This is a genomic window from Mesorhizobium silamurunense (genome assembly GCF_014843825.1).
GTDB classification, from domain to species: domain Bacteria; phylum Pseudomonadota; class Alphaproteobacteria; order Rhizobiales; family Rhizobiaceae; genus Mesorhizobium; species Mesorhizobium silamurunense.
The window spans coordinates 1-25,303 of the sequence record NZ_JHQR01000052.1 but is presented as its reverse complement, the minus strand read 5'-3'; the positions used below and the strand labels follow the sequence as shown (position 1 = coordinate 25,303).

Below are 25,303 nucleotides of genomic sequence, written 5' to 3'. Positions count from 1 at the left end.
CGATGCGGTCGACATGACCGCGGCCACCATCATGGTGGGGCTGACGCTGTCCTGGGGGCTGAACTACGTCGCCGCCAAGGTCTCCTATGCCGGCTACGACCCGGTGTTCGTGTCGATCGCGCGCTCGATCCTCGGCGGGCTCTGCGTTTTCGGCTGGTGCCGTTTGCGCGGTATCAAGCTGTTTGAAGCGGACGGGACGCTGACCGCAGGCATTGTCGTCGGCGTGCTCTTCGGCGTCGAGTTCCTGTTTCTCTACGTCGGGCTGGAATACACGACCGTCGCCCGCAACACGCTCCTGGTCAATACCATGCCGTTTTGGGTCTTGATCGGCGGCCATTTTCTGCTGCGAGCGCATCAACGCCCGCAAGCTCGGCGGCCTGATGCTTGCCTTCTGCGGCTTGATGGCCGTGTTCTCCGACGGCATCGTTGCCGGCAAGGATGCGACACTCACGGGCGATCTGCTCAGTCTCGGCTCGGGCATCCTCTGGGCGTTGACCAGCATCGTCATCAAGCGTTCGAAGCTGGTCGCGACCAGCGCAGAGAAGCTCTTGCTCTATCAGCTGGCGGGCGCTGCCGTCGTCGGCGTCCTGGTGCTGCCGTTCGCCGGCCCGCTGATCCGTGAGATTGCCGCGCTGCCGACATTGGCTTTGATGTTCCACCTTTCTATGTCGTCGCCTTCACCTATGTGTTGTGGTTCTGGCTGCTCACGCGCTATCCGGCGGCAGGTCTGTCCAGCTTCGCCTTCCTGTCGCCGGTATTCTGCGTTCTGTGCGGCGCTGTGCTTTTGGGCGAGCCGCTGACGATCAGAATTTTCCTGGCGCTCGGCCTGATCGCCGCCGGGCTGATCATCGTCAACCGGCCTGCACGCAGGCAGCCCTTACCCTAAGGAGTTCGAGATGCGCGACATCCTCAACGACCTCGAAGCGGGAAAGCAGCTTTCCGATCCAGATCCGGTGCGCCGCGCCCAGATCCAGATGAAGACGCCGCTGCCGAAACGCTTCTACAAGGCGGCTTCGGTGGTTCCGGTCGAAGACGGTTTTGCCGTCCATCTCGACGGCAAGCCGGTCCGCACGCCGGGAAAGGCGCTGCTGGTGCTGCCGACCGAAAAAGCTGCAACGCTGGTGGCTGACGAGTTTTCCGCGCAGAGCGAGGTCATCGACCCCGTGACCATGCCGGTCATGCGCCTTGCCAACACGGCCATCGATGGCGTCGCCAGCGACCCGCAAGCGGTGCTGGAAGACGTCCTGCGTTTCGCGTCGTCGGACCTGCTCTGCTACCGCGCCGATAGTCCGCAAGGACTGGTCGATCGGCAGAACAGGCTCTGGGACCCGGTCCTCGATTGGGCGAGGAGCAGCCTTGGCGCGCGCTTCAATCTTGCCGAGGGCGTCATCCATGTCGAGCAGCCGCGCGAGACGATCGCCGTCCTTGGCGCCCACCTTGCCCAGCGCGCCGAGCCGCTGCGTCTGGGTGCAATCCATGTCATGACCTCGCTGACCGGTTCGGCTCTGCTGGCGCTCGCCGTCGATTTCGGCGAGCTCGACGGCGAGGAAGCATGGGCCGCCGGCCATGTCGACGAGGACTGGCAGATCGAGCATTGGGGCCAGGATGCCGAAGCCGTCGCGCGCCGCTCCGCCCGCAAGCGCGACATGATGGCGGCGGTCAGCCTTCTCGAGGCGCTGAAAGCCTAAAGCAATTCCAGGAAAAGTGCGCAGCGGTTTTCCGTCCGCAATTGCGTGAAATAAACTCGCAGTGGGTCGGCGATCCGCCGGGCCTGGCCACTCCAAGTGCCACGCTCCGCTTTCGCATTGCACCTAATACGAAAGTCATAATCCCATCGTCGCGGTGCCTTTCGCGGGCGCTTTCTGCCATTTTTTCCTTCGTTGGCTGCGTTTGAGTCCGCGTTCGGAGGAATTGCTGACGATGGCGCGCAGCCATCGAGGACAGACGGGATCCACGGGAGGATATATCAATGGCAATGGCATCGACCGCCGGCGGAACAAGCCGCGGCATGACGCGGGAGGAAAAGAAGGTCATCTTCGCCTCTTCGCTCGGCACCGTTTTCGAATGGTACGATTTCTACCTCTACGGTTCGCTGGCCGCCTTTATCGGCACGACCTTCTTCAGCCCGACCATCCCCGAGGCGACGCGCAACATCTTCGCGCTGCTGGCCTTTGCTGCCGGCTTTCTCGTTCGTCCGTTCGGCGCGCTGGTGTTCGGCCGCATCGGCGACCTCGTCGGCCGCAAATACACCTTCCTGGTCACCATGACGATCATGGGCCTGTCGACCTTCCTGGTCGGCCTGTTGCCCGGCTATGCCAGCTGGGGCATTGCAGCGCCGGTGATCCTGATTGGGCTGCGCATGCTGCAGGGCCTGGCGCTCGGCGGCGAATATGGCGGTGCCGCGACCTATGTCGCCGAGCACGCGCCGGACGACCGCCGCGGCTACTATACGTCCTGGATCCAGACGACGGCGACGCTCGGCCTGTTCCTGTCGCTGATCGTCATCCTGATCGTCCAGGGTTCGCTGAGCAAGGAAACCTACGCTAACTGGGGCTGGCGCATCCCCTTCATCGTCTCCTTTGTGCTGCTCGCCATCTCGATCTGGATCCGGCTGTCACTTTCGGAATCGCCGACCTTCCAGCGCATGAAGGACGAAGGCAAGGGCTCCAAGGCGCCATTGTCTGAAGCTTTCGGCCAGTGGAAGAACGCCAAGATCGCGTTGCTGGCGCTGCTTGGCCTCACCGCCGGCCAGGCCGTGATCTGGTACAACGGCCAGTTCTACGCGCTGTTCTTCCTACAGAACGTGCTGAAGGTCGACCCGCAGTCGGTCAACATCATGATCGCCATCGCGCTTGCCGTCGGCTCGATTTTCTTCGTCGTGTTCGGCTGGCTCTCCGACAAGATCGGCCGCAAGCCGATCATCATGGCTGGCCTGGCATTGGGAATCGTCGGCACCTTCCCGCTGTTCAAGGCACTGACCTGGGCCGCCAATCCGGCGCTCGCTACCGCACAGCAGAACACGCGCGCGACGGTGACGGCAGCCCCCGGCGACTGCAGGTTCCAGTTCAACCCGGTCGGCACGGCTAAGTTCACGACATCCTGCGATATCGCGACCTCGTTCCTGACCAAGAACTCGGTGCCTTACGACGTCGTTACGACGGCAGCGCCTGGCACGGCGGCAACGGTCAAGATCGGCAACGAGACCGTAGAATCCTATGACGCCGTCGCCGCCGGCGATCAGGCCAAGGCCAAGGAGGCCGTCTTCCAGAAGGCAGTCAACAAGTCTCTGCAGGACGGCGGTTATCCGCTGAAGCGCGCTGCAGCCAAGGTGCCGGACCAAAAGCTCGATGCCTTCGTCGCCGCCAATCCGGAACTGAAGCTCGATGCCGCAGCTATCCGTGGCGGCGAGAAGACGACGGTTCCGGCCGACAAGGCGGTCACCGACAAGCTGCTGACCAAGGATGAAGCGGCCGGCGCGCCCGAGGTCACTGTCTACAACATTCCCGGCGGCGGTCCCTTCGCCATGGTCGCCGATCCGGCGGCCATCAACTGGCCAATGACCATCGGCATCCTGTTCATCCTGGTGCTGCTCGTGACCATGGTCTACGGCCCGATCGCCGCGATCCTCGTCGAGATGTTCCCGACTCGCATTCGCTATACCGGCATGTCGCTGCCCTACCATATCGGCAATGGCTGGTTTGGCGGCCTGCTGCCGGCGACGGTGTTCGCGCTTAGCGCCTATAAGGGTGACATCTACTACGGCCTCTGGTACCCGGTGGTGATCGCCGCGATGTCACTCATCATCGGCATGATCTTCGTCAGGGACACGCTCGGCACCGACCTGCACGCCAAGCAGTAGCCGATCGATCGTCTGCAAATGCAAAGCCCGGCGTGATCGCTCACGCCGGGCTTTTTCATGCAAAAGCATTGCAGGGAGGAGATCAGCTCTTGCGCTGGTTTTCTTCCTCGATCGCCGCCTCGTGGTACCAGCCGTCGAAATCGGCGTGCGTATTGCGCAACGAAGCAAGCTCTGCCGCGAATTTGGCCTTTGCGCCTAAATTTGAGGCAGACACTCGGCCCGCAAGCGGGAACATCAGAATCTTTGCCGACGGACGGGACGTGGTGACTTCCATTGGCGGCCTCCTTTCTTTTCCAGGAGCCTGTCGATTCAATCTTTTCCCAAGATAGGTTCTGCGATTCATTTAGGCAATATGCCCACAGAAAGATCAGTATTTGCCTACTATTTATGCAAAAATCGCGCTTGAATGATTGCCGCGCATTGCCGAGGCGGCTCAGCAAAATCAATGCCTTGCGATGACCACTTTGCCGCACCCGGGGCGGGAGGAGTGGCACACGAATTGCATTTTAACGGCCGGCAGGCCGGCCAGCCCGGCCATGCGTCGACGCCGCCCACTTGCGGTGTCCAAGCAACGAGAGGCACTGGAATGACCAAATACAAGCTCGAGTATATCTGGCTCGACGGCTACACCCCAACCCCCAATCTGCGCGGCAAGACCCAGATCAAGGAGTTTGCCGAGTTCCCGACGCTCGAGCAGCTGCCGCTGTGGGGCTTCGACGGTTCTTCGACGAACCAGGCCGAAGGCCGCAGCTCCGACTGCGTTTTGAAGCCGGTTGCGCTCTATCCGGATCCGGCCCGCACCAACGGCGTTCTCGTCATGTGCGAGGTCATGATGCCCGACGGCGTCACCCCGCATGCATCGAACAGCCGCGCGACCATCCTCGACGACGAGGACGCCTGGTTCGGCTTCGAGCAGGAGTATTTCTTCTACAAGGACGGCCGTCCGCTCGGCTTCCCCGAGAGCGGTTATCCGGCGCCGCAGGGTCCGTACTACACCGGCGTCGGCTACAAGAATGTCGGCGATGTCGCGCGCCAGATCGTCGAGGAGCATCTCGACCTCTGCCTCGCCGCCGGCATCAATCATGAAGGCATCAACGCCGAAGTGGCCAAGGGCCAGTGGGAGTTCCAGATTTTCGGCAAGGGCTCCAAGAAGGCCGCCGACCAGATGTGGATGGCGCGCTACCTGCTGTTGCGCCTCACCGAGAAGTACGGCATCGACATCGAGTTCCACTGCAAGCCGCTCGGCGACACCGACTGGAACGGCTCGGGCATGCACTGCAACTTCTCGACCAAGTACATGCGCGAAGCCGGCGGCAAGGCCTATTTCGAGGCGCTGATGGCGCAGTTCGAAAAGAACCTGATGGATCACATCGCCGTCTACGGTCCGGACAACGACAAGCGCCTGACCGGCAAGCACGAGACCGCGCCGTGGAACAAGTTCTCCTACGGTGTCGCCGACCGCGGCGCTTCGATCCGCGTTCCGCACTCCTTCATCAAGAACGACTATAAGGGCTATCTGGAAGACCGCCGCCCGAACTCGCAGGGCGACCCCTACCAGATCGCTTCGCAGGTCCTGAAGACGATCTCGCAGGTTTCGACCGACGCGAAGGTTTCGGCGGCCGCCTGATATCTCTTTCGCGGCGTGGAGTTGCAGGCCCGCGGCGTGACGTGAATGACAAAAAGCCCCGGCGGAAAACGCCGGGGCTTTCTTGCATGGAGATTGCCGGCGAGAAAGTGCCGCCGCGCTGCCGTCAGCTGGCGATGACGCCACGTGATTTCAGCGCCGAGCACTGGGCTCAGATAGCGTCCGGAAGTGCCGCTTGTTTGGCGCGTTCAACTAGTTCAAGGGCCTGACGCCTCCTTGACAAGGTTTCATGATATTCCTGCGCCTCGATGTCCTTGAAGAAGGGTGCGTTGGGAGCAAGGCGTTCGCCGCAGCTTCCACATCGTCAAGAGACGCCCGGAAGACTTCGGCTCGCCGGATCACAATGGAAAAGCCCTTGGAGGGTAATCCTCCAAGGGCTTTAAAATGAAATCCAGTCAGTCGCTTAGACCGAATAGTACATGTCATACTCGACCGGGTGCGGGGTCATTTCGAAGCGCATGACCTCGGCCATCTTCAGCTCGATGTAAGAGTCGATCTGGTCGTCGTCGAAGACGCCGCCGGCCTTCAGGAAGCCGCGGTCCTTGTCGAGGCTCTGCAGCGCTTCGCGCAGCGAGCCGCAGACGGTCGGGATCTTCTTCAGCTCCTTCGGCGGCAGGTCGTAGAGATCCTTGTCCATCGGCTGTCCGGGATGGATCTTGTTCTTGATGCCGTCGAGGCCTGCCATCAGCATGGCGGCGAAGCCGAGATAGGGGTTCGCGCCCGGATCGGGGAAGCGGACCTCGACACGCTTCGACTTCGGCGAGGAGCCGAACGGAATACGGCAGGAGGCCGAGCGGTTGCGCGCCGAATAGGCGAGCAGCACCGGCGCTTCGTAACCCGGCACCAGACGTTTATAGGAGTTGGTCAGCGGGTTGGTGAAGGCGTTGATCGCCTTGGCGTGCTTGATGATGCCGCCGATATAGAACAGGCAGGTTTCCGACAGACCGGCATATTCGTTGCCGGCGAAGGTCGGCTTGCCGCCCTTCCAGATCGATTGGTGGACGTGCATGCCCGAGCCGTTGTCGCCGAACACCGGCTTCGGCATGAAAGTGGCCGTCTTGCCATAGGCGTTGGCGACCTGATGCACGACATACTTATAGATCAGCATCTTGTCGGCGTTGCGCACCAGCGTGTCGAACTTGATGCCGAGCTCGTGCTGGGCGGCGGCGACCTCATGGTGGTGCTTTTCGACACGCACGCCCATCTCGGCGAGCACAGTCAGCATCTCCGAACGCATGTCCTGGGCAGAATCGATCGGCGGCACAGGGAAGTAGCCACCCTTGATCCGCGGCCGATGGCCAAGGTTGCCGGTCTCGTAGTCGGTGTCGTCGTTGGACGGCAGCTCGGTCGAGTCCAGGCGGAAGCCGGTGTTGTAGGGATCGGCCTTGTACTTGACGTCGTCGAACACGAAGAACTCGGCTTCCGGACCGACATAGATGGTGTCGCCGATGCCTTCAGACTTCATGTAGGCCTCGGCCTTCTTGGCAGTGCCGCGCGGGTCGCGGTTGTAGGCCTCGCCCGAGACCGGATCGAGGATGTCGCACAGGATGACCATGGTCGACTGGGCGAAGAACGGATCCATATGGACGGTATCCGTGTCGGGCATCAGCACCATGTCGGACTCGTTGATCGCCTTCCAGCCGGCGATCGAGGAACCGTCGAACATCACGCCGTCGGCGAACATGTCTTCCTCGACCTCGACAACATCCATCGTCACATGCTGCAGCTTGCCTCGCGGATCGGTGAAGCGCAGGTCGACGAACTTAACGTCGTTGTCCTTGATCTGCTTCATGATGTCTTTGGCTGTCGTCATGTCATGTATCCCTGTGTGATGACGTTTTTTTGATGATGACGGTTCAGAAAAGAAGGGGGGCGTCAGACAGCATCCATCCCGGTCTCGCCGGTGCGGATTCGCACGACTTCCTCGATGTTGGAGACGAAGATCTTGCCGTCGCCGATGCGGCCGGTCTGCGCCGCCTTGCGTATGGCTTCGATGGCGCCTTCGACGGCGTCGTCGCCGAGCACGACTTCGATCTTCACCTTGGGCAGGAAGTCGACGACATATTCGGCGCCGCGATAGAGTTCGGTGTGGCCTTTCTGCCGACCGAAACCCTTGGCCTCGGTGACGGTGATGCCCTGCAGTCCGGCCTCCTGAAGCGCTTCCTTCACTTCGTCCAGCTTGAATGGCTTGATGATCGCTTCGATCTTTTTCATGTAGAAAGTGGCCTCCACTGCCAAAGAGACGGGTTGTGTGCCCCGCTTGCGCCTCCATCAAGCACGAAGCGTGCCAATTCCAGGTTGTTGGAGACGGTATCGGGCGATTCAGATGCCATGCCGCACCCGGATGCAAATTCGCGTCATCCGCTGCATTGGATGCGTCATCGACGCCCAAAGCCTATACATCGCTCCTCCATCCGTCTGCGCAAAATTTGAGCAGATAGCGCAATTTGCAGGCAGATTCCCCTCCAGGCGCCGCCGCTTTGGGCGGCGTTCGGTCGTCGCTGTTGGCTTCCAACCGCAAATCGGACAATGCTTGATCGGATGGAGATCGGCAATCCCATGCGCAATGAACTTCTTTCACCGGCCGAGATGGCCGAGGCCGACCGGCTGGCGATCGCGGCGGGTCCGCTCGACGGCTACGGATTGATGCGCCGGGCCGGCGAGGCCGTCGCGGCCGTGGTGTTGGCCCGCTATCCGGCGGCGACACGGGTGCACATGCTGTGCGGTCCCGGCAACAATGGCGGCGACGGCTACATCGTGGCGCGTCTGCTCCAGGAGAGCGGCGTCGACGTCGCGTTGTGGGGTTCGGGTGAGCCGCGGGCAGGCAGCGATGCCGCGTTGGCTGCCGCCGATTGCCCGTTGGACCCCCGGCCGCTATCTGCCTTCGCAGCCGAACCGGGATCGCTGGTGGTCGACGCATTGTACGGAGCGGGGCTCTCGAAAGCACTATCGGGCGACGCCGCCAGGGCGGTCCAGGTCGTGGCGGACCTCGGCTTGCCGGTCGTCGCCATAGATCTGCCTTCGGGCGTTTCCGGGGAAAGCGGGGATATCCTCGGCAGCGCGTTTCGCGCGGCCGTTACCGTGACCTTCGCGCGAAAGAAGCCTGGGCATCTGCTGCTGCCGGGGCGTGAAATGTGCGGCGAGGTCGTGCTTGCCGACATCGGCATCGGCGACGGGACCATCGCTCGAATCGCGCCGCGAAGCTTCGAGAATGCGCCGACACTCTGGCTGCCTGCCTTTCCGGTCCCAGCTGTCGATGCACACAAATACCGGCGTGGCCACGCAAGCATCTTTTCCGGCGGGCCGTCGGCGACCGGTGCCGCGCGGCTGTCGGCACTGGCGGCAGCAAGAAGCGGGGCAGGGGCTGTGACGATCCTGTCGCCGGCGAATGCCATGCAGGTGAACGCCGCGCATCTGACCTCGATCATGCTGCGCAAGGCCGATGCGGTTGCCGATCTCGGCGCGTTCCTCACCGATCGCCGCCCTTCGTCCTTCGTGCTCGGCCCGGGGTTTGGCGTCGGCGAAAAGGCGCGCGATTTTGCCCTCGCGCTGCTCGGCGCAGGCCAAGCGCACTACACCGGCGTTGCAGGGCTGGTGCTCGACGCCGACGGCATCACCTCGTTTCGCGATGAGCCCGAGACACTGTTCCAGGCGGCCCGCAGATCCGGCGCGCCGGCGCTGGTGGTGACGCCGCATGAGGGTGAATTCGGTCGGCTGTTCCCTGGCATTGCGGACGACAAGGTGCTTTCGAAACTCGCCAAGGCGCGTGCGGCGGCTGCACGGGCCAATGCCATCGTCGTCTACAAGGGGGCCGACACGGTGATCGCCGCGCCAGATGGCCGCGCCGCCATCAACAGCAACGGCGCGCCGTGGCTTGCCACCGCCGGTTCCGGCGATGTGCTGGCGGGCATTATCGCCGGGTTCCTGGCGCAGGGCATGCCGGCGTTCGAAGCGGCCTGCGCCGCCGCCTGGATACACGCTGAAGCCGGCAGCCGGTTCGGGCCCGGCCTCATCGCTGAGGATTTGCCTTTGGCCACGGTGCCGGTGCTGCGCGAGTTGGCGGAAAGCGGGATGGCTGTCCGATGATGCGGCTGGCGATCCTCGTCGCGGTCGCCGCCATCACCGTCTTTGGCGTGCGGGCGGCGCATGCCGCCAGTCGTCCAGTCACCATCGTCGACGATCCCCAGGTGCTGGCAAAACTCGACGCCAAGGGCTTCGGCTTCGCCGGTATTTTCGGCGCCGGCGGCAAGGACGACCTGAAAACGCTCTACGACGCGGCGCCGGCCTATCATGCCATTGTCGAGACCGTGGCTGCCGATGTCGCAGCACTCCGCGTCGAGATGAAGGCCGGCGGCCGGCCGCTCTATGAGGTGACCGACGGCAATGTCGGCCGCGTCATCGACTTGCGCTGGCTGAAGACCGACGCCGCGCGCTTCCGGCTGGTCGGCGTCGTCAACCGGCTCGACCGGCGTGACTTCGCAAAGCTCGGCGGGGAAGCGGGCTGCGGCGAGGTGCGTTTCATCTACCGCCTTGCCTATAATTTCAGGAAGAACGGCAAGGTTTTGGCCTCGCGGCTGCCATTCAATTTCAATGCCGTCTACCGCGTCGCTGCGGACGCCGATGGCGACTGTACCGGTGTTGCCGGGCGCTGGACGCCGCAGATTGACGAGGCGGTCGATGCCGGCTGGCTGACCGGCGGACCGCTGGAAAAAGCAGGCCTCTCCTTCAAGCAACTCGAGCTCAACGCCCAAGTGGTGCGCTTTCCTTCCGGCCAGGAAACAGAGTTTGGTGGGCAGGCCGCCTATCTCATGCGGATTTTTAGCATCGACGGGACAGCCGCCAGCGAGAAGCCGCTCGAAAACACGCCCGACACCGTCCGCCTTTCGGACGATGCGCAGTTGAAAGCAAAACTTGCCGACTATGTCCGCGCCAACGCCGCGGCGGTCGATCTCGGCGTCTACGAAATCCCGGATGAATTCCTGGCGAAGGAGGTTATCTCCTGGTCGACCTTCGGCAGTGCCAGGCAGGCCAATCATCCGTTCACGCCGCTGTTCGAGCCCAAGACGTTTGACGGGCTCGACTATTCGAAGTTTTCGCTGGTGCGCACACCGGAAGCCTTGGTCGAGCGGCTCGACAACGGCGCCTGCCAGGGCTGCCACCAGGCAGGCTCGACCGCCGGGTTCCATTTCATCGGCCTCGACGACGGCACGACCTCGCCGCTCAACCGCATCGAGGTCGGTATCTCGCCGCATCTCCATGCCGAGATTCCGCGCCGCGAGGCGTGGCTGCAGGCGATTGCGGAGGGCAAGGAACCCAACCGGTTTCGTCCGTTGTCCTTTGCTCCGCCGGCAGCCTGGGAAGACATCGGCGAGATCGCCTATACGCCGGCCGGGACGGCGATGCCGTGCCTGGTGCCGGAAGACGCCGCCCATTTCGCCAAAACCTGGCAATGCGGAGCCGGCACGGTCTGCACGCCGATCGCGACCGCTGCAGGGGGCAAGACGAAACTCGCTCAATGCCTGCTGCCCAAGGACAGCGAGAAGATCTTTTCCGGCCATCCCTGCCTGACCGGCACCATTACCAGCAACGCGGCGCAGCCTTTCAACGACCGCTACAAGATCACCAGCCAGTTCGCGGCCTTCGCGCCCGCCATTTCGCGCACCGCCTACACCTGCCGTCCGCCCAAGATCGGCGTTCCAGGCGGCTTCGCCTACCGCGGCTGCGACGCCAACGATCTGGCCTTCTCCGCCTTCAAGGCCGGCAAGCCGATGCCGAGCGAGATCTGCGGCCTGGTCGGCGGCAAGAAGTTCGATATCTGCGTAGCGACCAACAATTTCGGCCAATGCCTGGGCGGCGCGGTCAATCGCGGCAACCGCCCGGCCTGTTCGGCCGAGCATTTCTGCCGCGAGGACTACATGTGCCAGTCGCTGCCGTCCGACACGCCGGGCGCAGCCAGGGTCAAAGGCATCGGTTTCTGCTCGCCGACCTATTTCCTGTTCCAGATGCGCATCGACAACCATGCGACGCCATGGGCGAGCGCTGCGCGGGCGAGCATGAGCGCGGGCTTTGGCGCGCCCGAAGAGGAGTAGGCTATCGGCCGGTTCAAGCACCTCGCGGGCGCCGCGCCTGCGCCACCGCTTCCGCCAGCGCTGCAAGCACTCTTTCCTCGCTGACACCGCTCGTGTGCTTAATCCAGCTTGGAGTCGAAATCGGAGGTTCTAGAAACCGGACGTGATCGTTCACTGGTCCGGTTTCGTAGGAGCGGTTCGATCCGAAGATGAGCACGCACGGCCCACCCAAAGCCGCCGCCGCATGGCAGATGCCGCCATCCACGCCGAGGAAGGCGGTCGAGGCAGCGATCTGGCACATGGCGTCCGTGATGTCGGGGGTCGACGTGAAGTCCACCGCCTCCGGAAGCGCCGCTCTAATCTGGGCGGCGGCCTCGCGCTCGCGAGGACCGCCGACGATCCATACCGACCAGCCGCGCTTGGCGTGATCCTTCGCGATCGAAATGAAGCGCTCCGCCGGCCATGAGCGGAAGTTGCTGAACTCCGACGTGTAAAGCGCCAGTGCTGGTCTTGCCGCGTCGATCCCATGCCGGACGCGCCAGGCCGAGAGATCCTCGGGTGAAACCACCATTCGCGGCTGCGGTAACCGCACATCCTCGTCAGGCTGCTCACCCAGCGTGGCAATCGCGCAGACCTGCTCGAACAGCCTTGTCTTGCGCGGGCCGAAAGCCACGAAGGTTTTCAGCCATCCGGCCGGCAGCCGGTTGACGATGCCGAACTGGAACTCGCGCGGATAGCCAATGCGCTCGGCAATGCCCGCCAGCCATGGGACAAGAGCCGCCTTGGTGCTGCTGGTGAGCAGATAGGCTGCCTGATAGTTCTCCCGGCGGAGTTCGCGCGCCAGCCGCGCCCGCTCCCTGAGACCGGGGTTCCAATGCCGTTCGACGGTCCAAGCCTTCCGGACATGCGGCATCAATCGTGCCAGCGGAGCGGCGAGCGGCGAGGTGATGACGTCGATCGGGTGTCCGGGAAACGTCTCGGCTATGATTTGAACTGCCGAATGGCAACGGATGAAGTCGCCGATTGCCGGCAAGCAGAACACGAGAATGGGACGCAACGCGCGATACCTTTTCGATCCGACACAGTCGCCGCCGACGGCAAGCACGCCGGTTCCTTGTCACGGAAGCGCTTCGCCATCAAGAATACGGGCATAGAGTTCCAGATAGGCCTTCGCGGTTTTCGCGATCGGGAATCTGTCGGCGGCCGATTCACGGCATTTGTGTGCGCACAGGTCTGCGATCTCGGCAAGGCCGCGGGCGAACTCCTCGTCGCTCTCGAAGAACCGGCCCGTGTCCTTGTCCACAGTCTCCGGCAAGGCGCCGCGCGGGGTGGTCAGAACGGGCGTGCCGCACAGCATGGCCTCGACCGGCGCATTGCCGAAAGGCTCTTCCCAGGCGATCGGATTGAGGAAAGCCTTCGCTGCGCCGAGCAGGCGCAGCTTGTCGTCGCCGTCGACGACGCCGTTGAAGCGATAACGGCGGGAAAGACTTTTGAAAAAGACGCCCTCACGGCGGGTCTGGCTTCGGCCCAGCAGCTTCCATCGCGAGCCGCCGGCGATATCGAGGGCAACGTCGAATTTCCTGGCAAGGTCGACTGCCCGGTTCAGGCCCTTTCCGGCGCGCGCGATAGCCGCCATGAAGAGGAGGCGATCGTTCTTCGATTTGCCGAGCCGATAGTCATCCACCGGAAATCCGTTGTGGACGAAAGTCTTGCGACCGTGCAGTTGGGCGTGCCGGGCGCTGATGAAGCTCCAATTCGGCTGCGGCCGCGGATAGTCCGGCAAATGGCCGCGCTCGGTGTTGAGGGTCGGGAAGGGAACCTCGATCTTCCACGCATGAAGGTGGACGATCCGGGTCTCCCGGGGTATCGCGGCGCGTAATTCGGCGTCGCTCACCGCATGCCGCACCTCGCATAAAGGATGTGACGATCCAGGGCCCGCCACGAGCACGACACAATGACCCTGACTGACCAGTTCAGTGGCCAGCCAGTCGACCTGGCGCTCTATCCCGCCATAGCCTTTGCACGGAATAACACCCTTCGTTGCAAGGGTTATTAGCATTTTATTACTGCCCATCACATTAATGTGATTAGAGGTTGCTAATTGTCAACCTCCGGCGACGGGTTGGGTGAGGCAAAGTTCCAAGTGCTGGCGGGCCGGCTTGGCCAAACAAGTTCTACCGATCCAGATGGTCGGCGACTCTCGACGTCCATTCGTCATCGAAATGGCGGACTCGTTCGGCAACCGTCTCGCTGCGAAGCAGGGTCAATAGAGCGGTATGTTCGACCGGCTTGATTGTCGGCGGCGAAGCGTAGCGGATGATCAGATTTTTCATCGTCCGGCGCGTCCCAGGCCTTCTGGATATGTTCTTTCAGCGTAGCAGGATCGAAAAGCTCGGAGGCGGCTTTCAGCATTCTTGCCAAAGGCGGTTCGGGTGGCGTCATCGACCCGAGCAGCTCGCGCCGCAGTGGATCGTCGACCCGATCTTTGAACAACGCACTGGCTGCCCCAATCAAAAGCAGCGCCCGCGCGACGCTGTGCGCGTCGCCGGCTCGGGCCGCATGCCTATCCGCTTCTATCTCAGCGCGACGCGAAAGATTTATTTCTTCGCGCTCGAGGGTTTTGGAAAGCGGACTGAGCATCAGATAGAACAAGGTGCCGGAAACAGTCTTGCCCGGCGGCGCATAGTCGAAGATCAACTCGAAGCATTTTTCGAGCTCAGCCAGATTGAGACTGCCATTGGTATCTCTGTTCCTGAGATGCGCGTCCTCGTGGGCAAGGATGGCTGCGAGTGCGGGTTCATCCGTCACCGCAAGCAACGGAATGCCGATGGCCAAAATCGACCATCGACCGAAGAGGCCCAGGAATGGCCGCTCTTCGCCGATGCTGGCATTGAGATGCGGAGTTAGAATAATGGTTGTCCGCGTCGCGCGGCGCGTGCCGGCAATATCCTCCCAGATCTGCCATAGCCTTGGGGCCGACTCCCTCGAAGCCCCCTCGACCTTACTTCGCCGGAAACCCGCGAAGACCATTCCTATCAGCAGGACAAAAGCCAGCATCGCGGCCGGAACGGCGACGGCACCGCCAACAACAAGCACAAGCGGGTGAATGTCGAGAAAGTAAAGCCACACGCCAAGCGGGAAGAAGAGGGGCAAAGCAAAGAAAAGAACAGCGAACCTGCCAAAGTGCTCGCCAGCTAGAAGGACCAGTCGCGACATCGCCGCCTCACAGCGGGATGTTGTCGTGCTTCTTCCAGGGGTTCTGCATGTCCTTGTTGCGCAGCATGCGCAGCGCCCGCGCGACACGGCGGCGGGTTGAGTGCGGCATGATCACCTCGTCGACATAGCCGCGCTCCGCCGCGACGAAGGGCGACAGGAAGCGATCCTCGTAAGCCTTTGTGTGAGCTGCGATCTTTTCCGCGTTGCCGATATCCTTGCGGTAGATGATTTCGACCGCGCCCCTGGCGCCCATCACGGCGATCTGCGCCGTCGGCCAGGCATAGTTCATGTCGCCGCGCAGGTGCTTTGACGCCATGACGTCATAGGCGCCGCCATAGGCCTTGCGGGTGATCACGGTGATCTTCGGCACTGTCGCCTCGGCATAGGCGAAGAGCAGTTTTGCCCCATGCTTGATCAGCCCGCCATATTCCTGCGCGGTGCCGGGCAGGAAGCCCGGAACGTCGACGAAGGTGACGATCGGGATCGAGAAACAATCGCAAAAACGCACGAAGCGCGCCGCCTTGCGGCTGGCGTCGGAATCCAGAACGCCAGCAAGCACCATCGGCTGGTTGGCGACGAAGCCGACGGTTCGACCGTCGACGCGGCCGAATCCGGTCACGATGTTCTTGGCGAAGCTCGCCTGGATCTCGAAGAAGTCGCCCTCGTCGGCGACCTTCAGGATCAGTTCCTTGATGTCGTAGGGCTTGTTGGCATTGTCGGGAATCAGCCGGTCGAGCGACATGTCGTGATCCGTCACCGACTGATAGCATTCGATCTCGGGAATCTCGGCCGTGTTGGACGCCGGCAAGAAATCGACCAGACGCCGCATCTGCAGCAGCGCCTCGACGTCGTTGTCATAGGCGCCGTCAGCGATCGAGGATCTCGTCGTGTGCACTGTGGCGCCGCCGAGGCTTTCGGCCGTCACCGTCTCGTTGGTCACCGTCTTCACCACATCCGGCCCGGTGACGAACATGTACGAGGTGTCGCGCACCATGAAGATGAAGTCGGTCATGGCCGGCGAATAGACGTCGCCGCCGGCACAGGGGCCCATGATCAGCGAAATCTGCGGGATGACGCCGGAGGCGAGCACATTACGCTGGAAAATCTCGGCATAGCCGCCGAGCGCGGCGACGCCTTCCTGGATGCGGGCGCCGCCGGCATCGTAGAGGCCGATGATCGGCGCGCGATTGCGCAGCGCCATCTCCTGAACCTTGACTACCTTCTCGGCATGCGCCTCCGACAGCGAGCCGCCGAACACGGTAAAATCCTTGGCGAAGAGATAGACCGGCCTGCCGTTGACCGTGCCCCAGCCGGTGACGACGCCGTCGCCGGCGATCTTGGTCTTCTCCATGCCGAAATCGGTCGAACGGTGCTCGACATACATGTCGAACTCCTCGAACGAACCCTCGTCGAGGAACACCTCGATGCGCTCGCGGGCGGTCAGCTTACCTTTCTTGTGCTGGGCCTCGATCCGCTCCTTGCCGCCGCCTAAGCGGGCGATCTCGCGGCGGCGTTCGAGTTCCTTCAGCACGTCTTTCATCGCTGCCCCCAAAAAGGAAAGGTGTTTTGTGGTAATGGCGAGGACAGCCAAGCGCAAGCGCCGCTTTTCGGGCGTCGTTTTGCTGCATTGCAACATCGGCCCTTGCATTTCGGGCCGGACTCGGCCATATGCTGCGGCATAGGCGCTTGGGCCGGAACTGTCCGGCTTTCTCCACGAATGAGACTGGTTGCGTCTGTTTTCCCTCTTTCCGGTGGTCGGCCCCCGTCGATCGGCAAGCTGGCGAAAGAGCCCCGGGGCATGAAGCTCGCGGGCACGACAGCGCAGCCGCGCGGACAACCCGTCCGCCGCCTTGTCGTTTCCTGACAATTTTTCGACGGCAGGTTGCGCCCTGCCGCTATCGATGTTTGCGGTCACAGGGCCGCGTGAAAGAAGATTATTTTGACCAACGAAAACCAGGCGGAACCGAACGGTTTCGCCGCCCTCGGAATTACCGGCGCATTGCTCAAAGCCGCCAACACCGCAGGCTTCACCGAACCGAAGCCGATCCAATCCCAAGCGATCCCGCCGCAGCTCGAAGGCCGCGACATTTTCGGCATCGCGCAGACCGGTTCGGGCAAGACGGCGGCCTTCGCGCTGCCGATCCTGTCGAAGATCATCGGACTCGGCACCAAGCGCCGGCCGAAGACGGCACGCGCGCTGATCCTGGCGCCGACGCGCGAGCTTGCCGTGCAAATCGAAGACACGGTCAAGCTGCTCGCCAAGGGCGCGCATGTCTCGACTGCGCTCGTGCTTGGCGGTGTGTCGCGCTACAGCCAGGTAAAGAAGATCGGCCCTGGCGTCGACATCCTGATCGCCACGCCCGGCCGGCTGACCGACCTCGTGCGCGAGGGCGACCTCATCCTTGCCGATACCAAATGGCTGGTGCTCGACGAGGGCGACCGCATGCTCGACATGGGCTTCATCAACGACGTCAAGCGCATCGCCAAGGCGACCGCGCCGGACCGCCAGACCGCGCTGTTCTCGGCCACCATGCCGAACGAGATCGCGGAACTCGCCAAGGGCCTGCTGAAAGACCCCGTCCGCATCGAAGTCTCCCCGCAGAGCACGACGGCGGCCGAGATCGTGCAGAGCGTGGTGCTCGCCCGCACCAAACAGAAGCGCCAGGTGCTGTCGAAAATGCTGGCCGACGAGGCGATGCGCTCCGTGATCGTGTTTTCGCGAACCAAGCATGGTGCAGACCGCGTCACCAAGGACCTTGCCCGCGATGGTTTCAACGCCGCCGTCATCCACGGCAACAAATCGCAGAACGCCCGCCAGAAGGCGCTCAACGATTTCCGCGACGGATCGGTGCGCATCCTGGTCGCCACCGATATCGCCGCGCGCGGCATCGACGTGCCCGGCATCAGTCATGTCGTGAATTTCGACCTGCCGGACGAGGCGGAAAGCTATGTCCACCGCATCGGCCGCACCGGCCGCAACGGCAGGGACGGCATTGCGATCACGCTTTGCGATCCGTCGGAGAACAGCAAGCTGAGGCAGGTCGAGCGCATCATCCGCATGCGGTTGCCGGTTATGGCCGATCATCTCGGCAGCCCCGACCCGCAGCGCGATCCGAAGGAAAGGACCGAGCGTCATTTCGAGCCGGCCAATGACCGCGAGCACCATGGCGGCCGCCGTGACGGCCGTCGCCCCGACAACGGCGACAGCGGCAAGAAGCGTTTCGGAGGCAAGCCCAATGGCGAGCGCCAATTCGCGCCGAAGCCGCAAGGCGAGCGTCCTATGGCCGCCAAGCCGAGTGGCGAGCGTAAGCCTGACGGCTTCAAGCGCTTCAAGGGTAACAACAAGCGCCGCTTCGGCGGCAAGCGGCCGGCGAACCGGGCCGCTTAAGTTCCACCAGGAACGAAGAAAATGAGAAACGGCCGGAGCAGCGATCCGGCCGTTTCTCATTTCACAGGCCTGATTGCTGCTGCATCAACGCCTTCACCCACACCACGATCCGCTCGGTAAGAAAGGCCGTGGTCTGCGGCGACAGCACATCGCCGGCAATGACATGGTTGTCCGGGTCGCCGGTGTCGTCGACCGGCACCAACTCGTGCGCGCCGCCCCAGCGGCCGGCGATCTCGCGCGTGCGGTCGGGCCGCACCACCTTGTCGGCATCCGAGAAGATGAACAGGGCAGGGACTGTCGCCTTCTCGACCGGCGCGCCATAGGCGAGATTGGTGAGCGCGGCCATCGGCAGCGTTGCCGTCATCGGGTATTTGGTGGTCCAGAATTTTTCGTGCAGCGCGTTGCGCGGCGGGAAGCTGCGCTCCTTGCCGCCGACGAGCTCGGCGATCTCTCTGCCCCAGGGCATGGTCAAGATCTCGGCGCCGGAAGCCTTGACGCCGAAATTCGGCGAGATGAATGCGATTGCCGCGACGCCGTCGGAAGCGCCGGGCTGGGTTGCGGCCCATGTCGCCAGCGAGCCCCCGGTCGAGGTGGCGATGACGATCACCTTGTCGCCGATCGCGCGGCCGATCGCCAGCGCCTCCTCATAGTCGTTGATCCAGGCGTTGACGCTGCCTTCGGCCATGGCCGCACCGTCCTGCCCGTGGCCGGTCAGGCGGGTATAGAAAAGGTTGGCGTCGAGTTCGTCGGCGACATCGTCCGGCAGCGGGCGGACCTCCCCTTTCGACGCCGAAAAGCCGTGAATGTAGACGATCGCAAGCTTCGTCTTGGCGTGAACCATCGGGTTCGCCCAGATGATCTCCTTGTCCAGCCCGTCGCGGATATTGGGCACCGCCCCTTCTTCGTGCGCCAGATATGCCTGCGGATCGTCGCCGATCACCGAAGGATCGAAGCGGATCGTGGTGTCGATCGCCACGCGTGGGCCGAGAAAGAAACCTGAGACAAGGATGACGGCGAGACCCAGTACCGCAAGCACGATCCGTCGCCCCATCGCCGACTCCAAGCAACAATTCTCAACCTATGGCGGTGCCTGCAGCGAGGCAATCGCTCTTCGCCGGCTTACGCCGCCTTGTCCGCTGACGGGCCTTTTTCGCTTGGCATCTTGCGGTCGAAATTCAATGGTCGCCCCCGCCAGCTGGTGGTCAGGCCGATCACCAGGCGGCAAATGGGTCGCGGCAGCAGGCCGAGCAGCTTGAGCGGCCAGCTTATGTGATAGGGGAAGGTGACTTCGAAGCCTCCCTTCCGGATGCCGCGCGCCATCCGGCGCGACGCGCGGTGGACAGGCATCAGGCCCGGCATCGGCAGCATGTTCTTCTCGGTCAGCGGCGTGTCAACGAAGCCTGGATTGATCACCTGAATGCGGATGTTCATCTTGTCGAAGTCGTATTTCAGCGATTCCGCCAGGATGTTGATCGCCGCCTTGGTGCCGCCATAAGCCGCGGTGGTCGGCCAGCCGGAGTAGGCCGTGACCGATCCGACCAGGACGACGTGCCCGCGCCCCCGTGCGCGCATATAGTCGACCACAGGCACCAGGCCGTTGACGATGCCGAAATAATTGACGGCGAAGGAGCGATGAAAATCGCGCACCACCAGATGCTCGCCGGGCGTGGCGATGTAGTTGCCGGCGTTGAAGACGGCGAGCACGATCGGCCCCATCTCCTTCTCGATCGCGGCGGCCGTCCGCGCCATGCCTTCTTCGTCGGTCACGTCGCAGGGGAATGATTTCACATGGCCGGTCATCTGGGCCGTCTCGACCAGCAGCGTGTCGGTTGCGTCGCTCGGCAGCGCCGTCACCGCGACGGCATAGCCCTGCCGTGCGAAGTCCTTGGCCAGCGCCCGGCCGAGGCCGCTGCTGCCGCCCGTGATCCAGGCGACACCGTCTTTCGGGTTGGCCCGGTAGAGTGTCATTGAAAACCCTGCGAATTGTCTGGGCTAGTGCTCTAGCGGCGAAGAAATGGGATGAAAAGAGCGCTTTTGGGTGCATCGTTGAAATGATCGCCAGCATTGCAGCGCCCGGAATGCGACTGGACCAGGCAAAATCTTGCCTTGAAACCGCGGCTTCCGGTTTCTAGGGTCTCGCCGCACGCATAAAGGAATCCTCATGCCCCGTAATGTGATCGAAGCGATCGGCAACACCCCCTTGATCCGGCTCAACAAGGCTTCGGACGCAACCGGCTGCGAGATCCTGGGCAAGGCCGAATTCATGAATCCGGGGCAATCGGTCAAGGACCGCGCGGGCCTTTTCATCATCAGGGACGCCGAACAGCGCGGATTGCTGCGGCCGGGTGGCGTCATCGTGGAAGGGACCGCCGGCAACACCGGTATCGGCCTGACGCTGGTCGCCAAGGCGCTCGGCTACCGGACCGTCATCGTCATTCCCGACACGCAAAGCCAGGAAAAGAAGGACACGATCAAGATCCTGGGGGCCGAGCTGATCGAAGTGCCGGCCGTGCCGTACAAGAACCCCAACAATTACGTGAAGCTGTCGGGGCGGCTTGCCGAGCAGCTCGCGCGTTCGGAGCCGAACGGCGCGATCTGGGCGAACCAGTTCGACAATGTCGCCAACCGCGACGGCCATATCCGCACGACGGCGCAGGAGATCTGGACCCAGACCGGCGGCAAGGTTGACGGCTTCGTGTCGGCCGTCGGCTCCGGCGGCACGCTCGCCGGCGTTGCGATCGGACTGAAGCGCAAGAGTAGACAAGTCAAGATCGCGCTCGCCGATCCGCTGGGCGCCGCCCTTTACAGCTTCTACACCAGCGGCGAGCTGAAATCCGACGGCAGTTCGATCACCGAAGGCATCGGTCAGGGCCGCATCACCGCCAATCTCGAAGGGTTCACGCCGGACTTCTCCTACCAGATCCCGGACGAGGAAGCGTTGCCGATCATCTTCGACCTGATCCAGGAAGAGGGACTCTGCGTCGGCGGCTCGACCGGCATCAACATCGCCGGCGCCATCCGGCTGGCGCGCGAGCTTGGCCCCGGCCATACCATCGTGACGATCCTCGCCGACTACGGCACGCGCTATCAGTCGAAGCTGTTCAATCCCGAGTTCCTGCGCGGCAAGAACCTGCCGGTGCCGGGCTGGATGGAAGAAAAGGCCGACATTTCGGTTCCGTTCGAAAAGGTGGCGTGATGGCGCAGAGGACCGAAGCGCTGTTTCGTGCCGACGCCTATCTGAAGACGGCGGATGCGCAAGTCGTCGCCATCAACGATCGCGGAGGCATCCTTCTCGACCGGACCATCTTCTACGCCACGTCGGGCGGGCAGCCCGGCGATACCGGCTTGTTCGAACGCATCGACGGCAGCCGCATCGCGATCGCCGCCACCATCACCGGCGAGACCAAGGACGAGATCATCCATGTGCCGGCGCCTGAACAGGCGATGCCGGCGGTCGGCGAAAAGCTGAAGCTCGCCATCGACTGGGGGCGGCGGCATTTTCTGATGCGCATGCACGCCGCCTGCCATCTGCTCACCGTCGTTTGTCCGTTTCCTATCACCGGGGCAGCGGTCGCCGAGGATGACAGCCGCGTCGACTTCGACATTCCCGATGCCGGCTTCACCAAGGAGGACGTGACGGCGAGATTGATGGAGCTTGTGCGCGCCGACCATCCGATCTTCACGCGACTGATCACCGACGAGGAACTTTCGGCCAATCCCGGGCTTGTGAAATCGAAGAATGTGCGGCCGCCCGTCGGCACCGGAAAGATTCGCCTGGTCTGCATCGGCGAGAACGCCTCGATCGACAGCCAGCCCTGCGGCGGCACTCACGTGAAGAGCACCGGCGAGGTCGGCGAGATCCATATCGGCAAGATCGAGAAGAAGGGCCGCGAGAACCGGCGATTCCGCATCCGCTTCGGGCCGATGCCGACGAATTGACGGGCGAAGTCGGGCAGCGTCGCGAGAGGCGGACAGGAGCAGGAAAATGGCCGAAGACAGCCCTTTCATCGTCGACGCGGACTGGCTCGAGAAGCGGCTGGGAACGCCGGGACTCACCATCATCGACGCCTCCTGGTACCTGCCGGCGCAGCAGCGCAACGCGCACGCCGAATACGTCGCCGCCCATATTCCCGGTGCCCGCTTCCTCGATCAGGACACCGTTTCGGATCCGGATTCCAAGCTGCCGCATACATTGGCGTCGCCCCAATACTTCGCGCAATATGTCGGTTCCATGGGCGTTTCGGCCGACGACACCATCGTCGTCTATGACGGCCCGGGCCTGTTTTCGGCGCCGCGCGCCTGGTGGATGTTCCGCGTCATGGGCGTCTTCCAGGTCTATATCCTGAATGGCGGGTTCGATCGCTGGAAGGCGGAAGGACGGCCGGTGACTGCGGAGCCGACCAAAACGGCCCCTTGCGTCTTTTACGCCGATTTCGATGCAGGGCGGGTCGTCAGCCTCGACGAAATGCGCCGGATCGTTGGAAGCGGAGAAAGCCAGGTCGCCGACGCGCGCTCTCCAGGGCGTTTCGCCGGAACCGATCCGGAGCCGCGTCCCGGCGTCCGTTCCGGCCATATGCCGGGCGCTCACAATGTTCCGGTGGCCGCGCTTACCGAGAACGGCGAGTTGCTGCCTAAAGACCGCTTGCGCAAGGTCATGGAGGAAGCCGGCATCGATCTTGCAAAGCCGGTCGTCGCCTCCTGCGGCTCGGGCATCACCGCGGCGGCGATCACGCTGGCGCTGGAGACGCTTGGCCATACCGACAACAGGCTGTACGACGGCTCATGGACCGAATGGGGTGGGCTGAGCGACACGCCCGTCGTGACGGGCAAGGAATGACGACGATGGAAAATGGTGTGCCGAAGGATATCGACGTCACGGTCACATTCCTCGAAATGCACGCACCGCCGGCCGTATCGCCGCCGCTGCCCTACAACCGGCAGATCGCGCTGCTGAAGACCAAGGACATTCCGCTGCATTTCTACCGCTACCTGATGGATCGCGTCGGGCGCAAATGGCACTGGGTCAATGTGCTCAGGTTGAGCGACGAGGAACTGGCCGCCGGCCTGCATCGTGAGGACCGCGACATCAGGGTGCTCTACCTCGACGGCTCTCCCGCCGGCTTCTTCGACCTCAAGCCGCATTTGCCGGAGGAAGTGGAGCTCGCCTATTTCGGCATGATGGAACATGCGCACGGCCAAGGCATCGGCCGCTGGTTCCTGGGGGCGGCCATCTCCGCTGCATGGTCGTATGGGCCGAAGCGCGTCACGGTGCAGACCTGCACGCTCGACCACCCGGCGGCGCTGCCGCTTTACCAGAAGCTCGGCTTCGCGCCGGTTGCGCAGAAGAAAGAGGTCGTGCATCCGCTGTCCTTCGCCGAGCGCTCGGCAAGCGTCATGCGGCCATAGTTTTTCTAACGCGACCGCTCGATCATTTGAGGAGCCCGGCCTCAGCAAAGCGGGGCTCTTTCCATGTAGCGATCCCCCTGCGGACCGCCTGGCAGGAATCGGGTGGGAGGCGCGACCGCCCGGGCATAATTTCCGGTCAACGACATCGGAGATTTGCCATGAGCATCCAGTTCAAAGCCTTGCCGACCGAAGCCGTGCGCGCCCTGCAGCGGGGAGGACCCGACGCCTACGGCCACACGCCCGAACGACGGATTTCCGACGGCGACGGCGTGCCGTGCCGGCATTGCATGAAGAACGTTGCCGCCGGCGAGGGCTATCTCATCCTTGCCTACCGGCCGTTCCCGGAGCTTCAGCCTTACGCCGAGACCGGGCCGATCTTTCTCCATGCGGATGAATGCGAATGCGCCGCGGAGGCGGATGCGCTGCCCGAAATGCTCGAAGGCAGCGACTACATCGTGCGCGGCTACGGCAAGGACGACCGCATCGTCTACGGCAGCGGCGCCGTCATCCCCACCGATGGTATCGCGGCCCGCGCCGAGACCTTGTTCGAACGCGACGACATCGCCTACATCCACGTCCGCTCGGCGCGGAACAATTGCTACCAGTGCCGCATCGAACGGGCATGAGAAAAAAAGATGCCCGCCGATGGTCTGGCGGGCAGTTGGGAAAAAAAGCCTGCGACAGAAGCCATTGGCGAAATCGCCAAGCAGGCCGGTGGTGTCTAGGCATTTTTCCCGACAGCCGAATGTGAAACGCTTCACACAACGCATATCGGTGGCGGCTGGCGTTTTCGAATCCGGGAGAGTGCTAGTAACGCTGTCGTATTCCCGTCGTATAGCCGCGCTAAAAGGCAGTCGTTGATCGATTGCCGACCGCGGATGGACCGGCGGCACGTCGCAACATCGAGGAAGCGGGGCTCTGGCTCCGCTTTTTTGTTGCCCGAATTTCCCGCGCAAGAACCAGTTTCCTGCACGAGAAAAAACGCCCGCCGGAGGGCCGGCGGGCGCGACAGAAGGAAGCTCTTGTCTAAAGCAATTCCAGGAAAAGTGTGTAGCGGTTTTCCGTCCGGAATTGCGTACAAACAATTGGTATCAGGCGGCGAGAACCGCCTTCGGCTCGACCATTTCGTAGCCGAGCGCCTCGGCGACGGCACGGTTGGTGATCTTGCCCTTGTGGACATTGAGGCCGTTGCGCAGGTGGTGGTCGTCGACCAGCGCCTTCAGGCCCTTGTCGGCGAGCTGCAGGCCATGATGCAGCGTCGCGTTGTTGAGCGCATGCGCCGAAGTGACCGGCACCGCGCCCGGCATGTTGGCGACGCAGTAGTGGATCACGCCATCGACCTCGTAGGTCGGATCGGCATGCGTCGTGGCATGCGAGGTCTCGAAGCAGCCGCCCTGGTCGATGGCGACGTCGACGAGCACCGAGCCCTTCTTCATGCCCGAGAGCATTTCGCGGGTGACCAGCTTCGGCGCCGCGGCGCCTGGGATCAGCACGGCGCCGACGACGATGTCGGCCGAGAAGCATTCCTCCTCCAGCGCCTCGACGGTCGAGTAGCGGGTGTGCACGCGGCCGCCAAAAATGTCGTCGAGCTGGCGCAGGCGCGGGATCGAGCGGTCGATGATGGTGACGTCGGCGCCGAGGCCGGCAGCCATCTTCGCCGCATGCAGGCCGACGACGCCGCCACCGAGCACGGTGACCTTGCCGGGCAGCACGCCGGGCAC

General features: G+C 63.1%; 21 protein-coding genes and 1 pseudogene. 12 read left to right on the top strand and 10 right to left on the bottom strand.

Annotation, left to right across the window (positions count from 1 at the left end):
• The first annotated feature begins 13 nt into the window (after positions 1 to 13).
• The 3 genes and pseudogenes from DH10_RS05705 (at position 14) to DH10_RS05695 (ending at position 3,859) form a co-directional block, all read left to right on the top strand.
• A pseudogene (locus tag DH10_RS05705) lies at positions 14 to 886 on the top strand (DMT family transporter).
• A 10-nt stretch (positions 887 to 896) separates the two neighbouring features.
• Positions 897 to 1,688 (top strand): ATP12 family chaperone protein, encoded by a 792-nt coding sequence (locus tag DH10_RS05700; protein WP_192244888.1) that lies wholly within the window; start codon positions 897 to 899, stop codon positions 1,686 to 1,688.
• 281 nt (positions 1,689 to 1,969) lie between these two features.
• Positions 1,970 to 3,859 carry an MFS transporter gene (locus DH10_RS05695; protein WP_192244890.1) on the top strand — a complete coding sequence of 630 codons (1,890 nt, stop codon included), beginning with the start codon at positions 1,970 to 1,972 and terminating at the stop codon, positions 3,857 to 3,859.
• A gap of 82 nt (positions 3,860 to 3,941) precedes the next feature.
• Here the strand turns inward: DH10_RS05695 and DH10_RS05690 are convergent, their stop codons facing one another.
• Positions 3,942 to 4,133: a DUF2735 domain-containing protein gene (locus tag DH10_RS05690; protein ID WP_192244892.1), complete on the bottom strand. Its 192-nt coding sequence runs from the start codon at positions 4,131 to 4,133 to the stop codon at positions 3,942 to 3,944.
• A gap of 312 nt (positions 4,134 to 4,445) precedes the next feature.
• Between DH10_RS05690 and DH10_RS05685 the strand changes: the two genes are divergently transcribed.
• Positions 4,446 to 5,486 (top strand): glutamine synthetase beta-grasp domain-containing protein, encoded by a 1,041-nt coding sequence (locus tag DH10_RS05685; RefSeq protein WP_192244894.1) that lies wholly within the window; start codon positions 4,446 to 4,448, stop codon positions 5,484 to 5,486.
• A gap of 421 nt (positions 5,487 to 5,907) precedes the next feature.
• Here the strand turns inward: DH10_RS05685 and glnA are convergent, their stop codons facing one another.
• Positions 5,908 to 7,317, bottom strand: coding sequence for a type I glutamate--ammonia ligase (glnA, locus tag DH10_RS05680; RefSeq protein ID WP_192244896.1), 1,410 nt, complete (start codon positions 7,315 to 7,317; stop codon positions 5,908 to 5,910).
• Positions 7,318 to 7,379: 62 nt separating this feature from the next.
• Complete coding sequence (locus DH10_RS05675) at positions 7,380 to 7,718, bottom strand: P-II family nitrogen regulator (RefSeq protein WP_006205430.1); 339 nt, start codon at positions 7,716 to 7,718, stop codon at positions 7,380 to 7,382.
• Positions 7,719 to 8,063: 345 nt separating this feature from the next.
• Between DH10_RS05675 and DH10_RS05670 the strand changes: the two genes are divergently transcribed.
• Both DH10_RS05670 and DH10_RS05665 read left to right on the top strand, forming a co-directional pair.
• The gene (locus tag DH10_RS05670) at positions 8,064 to 9,590 is read left to right on the top strand and encodes an NAD(P)H-hydrate dehydratase (RefSeq protein WP_192244898.1); all 1,527 of its coding nucleotides are present in this window, start codon (positions 8,064 to 8,066) and stop codon (positions 9,588 to 9,590) included.
• The gene (locus tag DH10_RS05665) at positions 9,587 to 11,593 is read left to right on the top strand and encodes a hypothetical protein (RefSeq protein ID WP_192244900.1); all 2,007 of its coding nucleotides are present in this window, start codon (positions 9,587 to 9,589) and stop codon (positions 11,591 to 11,593) included. The genes DH10_RS05670 and DH10_RS05665 overlap by 4 nt, the downstream gene beginning before the upstream one ends.
• A 13-nt stretch (positions 11,594 to 11,606) precedes the next feature.
• Here DH10_RS05665 and waaF read toward each other — a convergent pair whose 3' ends face one another.
• The 4 genes from waaF to DH10_RS05645 form a co-directional block, all read right to left on the bottom strand.
• Positions 11,607 to 12,677, bottom strand: a complete 1,071-nt coding sequence (gene waaF / locus DH10_RS05660) for a lipopolysaccharide heptosyltransferase II (RefSeq protein ID WP_312891217.1) — start codon at positions 12,675 to 12,677, stop codon at positions 11,607 to 11,609.
• Positions 12,678 to 12,689: 12 nt separating this feature from the next.
• Positions 12,690 to 13,646, bottom strand: a complete 957-nt coding sequence (locus DH10_RS05655) for a glycosyltransferase (protein ID WP_246505893.1) — start codon at positions 13,644 to 13,646, stop codon at positions 12,690 to 12,692.
• Between the two features lie 140 nt (positions 13,647 to 13,786).
• Positions 13,787 to 14,788 (bottom strand): M48 family metallopeptidase, encoded by a 1,002-nt coding sequence (locus tag DH10_RS05650; protein WP_192244902.1) that lies wholly within the window; start codon positions 14,786 to 14,788, stop codon positions 13,787 to 13,789.
• Between the two features lie 7 nt (positions 14,789 to 14,795).
• A complete protein-coding gene (locus DH10_RS05645) occupies positions 14,796 to 16,328 on the bottom strand; it encodes an acyl-CoA carboxylase subunit beta (RefSeq protein ID WP_192244904.1) in 1,533 nt (510 codons plus the stop codon).
• A gap of 399 nt (positions 16,329 to 16,727) precedes the next feature.
• Between DH10_RS05645 and DH10_RS05640 the strand changes: the two genes are divergently transcribed.
• Positions 16,728 to 18,176, top strand: a complete 1,449-nt coding sequence (locus DH10_RS05640) for a DEAD/DEAH box helicase (protein ID WP_192244906.1) — start codon at positions 16,728 to 16,730, stop codon at positions 18,174 to 18,176.
• Positions 18,177 to 18,237: 61 nt separating this feature from the next.
• On the opposite strand, the gene DH10_RS05635 is transcribed toward DH10_RS05640, so the two are convergent.
• Together DH10_RS05635 and DH10_RS05630 are read right to left on the bottom strand one after the other, a co-directional pair.
• Positions 18,238 to 19,227 carry an alpha/beta hydrolase gene (locus tag DH10_RS05635; RefSeq protein WP_192244908.1) on the bottom strand — a complete coding sequence of 330 codons (990 nt, stop codon included), beginning with the start codon at positions 19,225 to 19,227 and terminating at the stop codon, positions 18,238 to 18,240.
• A 68-nt stretch (positions 19,228 to 19,295) separates the two neighbouring features.
• Positions 19,296 to 20,144 (bottom strand): SDR family oxidoreductase, encoded by an 849-nt coding sequence (locus DH10_RS05630; RefSeq protein ID WP_192244910.1) that lies wholly within the window; start codon positions 20,142 to 20,144, stop codon positions 19,296 to 19,298.
• 193 nt (positions 20,145 to 20,337) lie between these two features.
• Here DH10_RS05630 and DH10_RS05625 point away from each other — a divergent pair, with 193 nt between their 5' ends.
• The 5 genes from DH10_RS05625 (at position 20,338) to DH10_RS05605 (ending at position 24,208) form a co-directional block, all read left to right on the top strand.
• Positions 20,338 to 21,372, top strand: coding sequence for a cysteine synthase A (locus tag DH10_RS05625; protein ID WP_192244912.1), 1,035 nt, complete (start codon positions 20,338 to 20,340; stop codon positions 21,370 to 21,372).
• Positions 21,372 to 22,115, top strand: a complete 744-nt coding sequence (locus DH10_RS05620; protein WP_192244914.1) for an alanyl-tRNA editing protein — start codon at positions 21,372 to 21,374, stop codon at positions 22,113 to 22,115. The genes DH10_RS05625 and DH10_RS05620 overlap by 1 nt, the downstream gene beginning before the upstream one ends.
• 46 nt (positions 22,116 to 22,161) lie before the next feature.
• A complete protein-coding gene (gene sseA, locus DH10_RS05615; RefSeq protein WP_192244916.1) occupies positions 22,162 to 23,013 on the top strand; it encodes a 3-mercaptopyruvate sulfurtransferase in 852 nt (283 codons plus the stop codon).
• A gap of 5 nt (positions 23,014 to 23,018) precedes the next feature.
• Positions 23,019 to 23,582, top strand: a complete 564-nt coding sequence (locus tag DH10_RS05610; RefSeq protein ID WP_192244918.1) for a GNAT family N-acetyltransferase — start codon at positions 23,019 to 23,021, stop codon at positions 23,580 to 23,582.
• Between the two features lie 158 nt (positions 23,583 to 23,740).
• Complete coding sequence (locus DH10_RS05605; RefSeq protein ID WP_192244920.1) at positions 23,741 to 24,208, top strand: DUF1203 domain-containing protein; 468 nt, start codon at positions 23,741 to 23,743, stop codon at positions 24,206 to 24,208.
• Between the two features lie 465 nt (positions 24,209 to 24,673).
• Here the strand turns inward: DH10_RS05605 and DH10_RS05600 are convergent.
• Positions 24,674 to 25,303 (bottom strand): alanine dehydrogenase (locus tag DH10_RS05600; protein WP_192384434.1); only part of this gene is annotated, 630 nt, incomplete at its 5' end.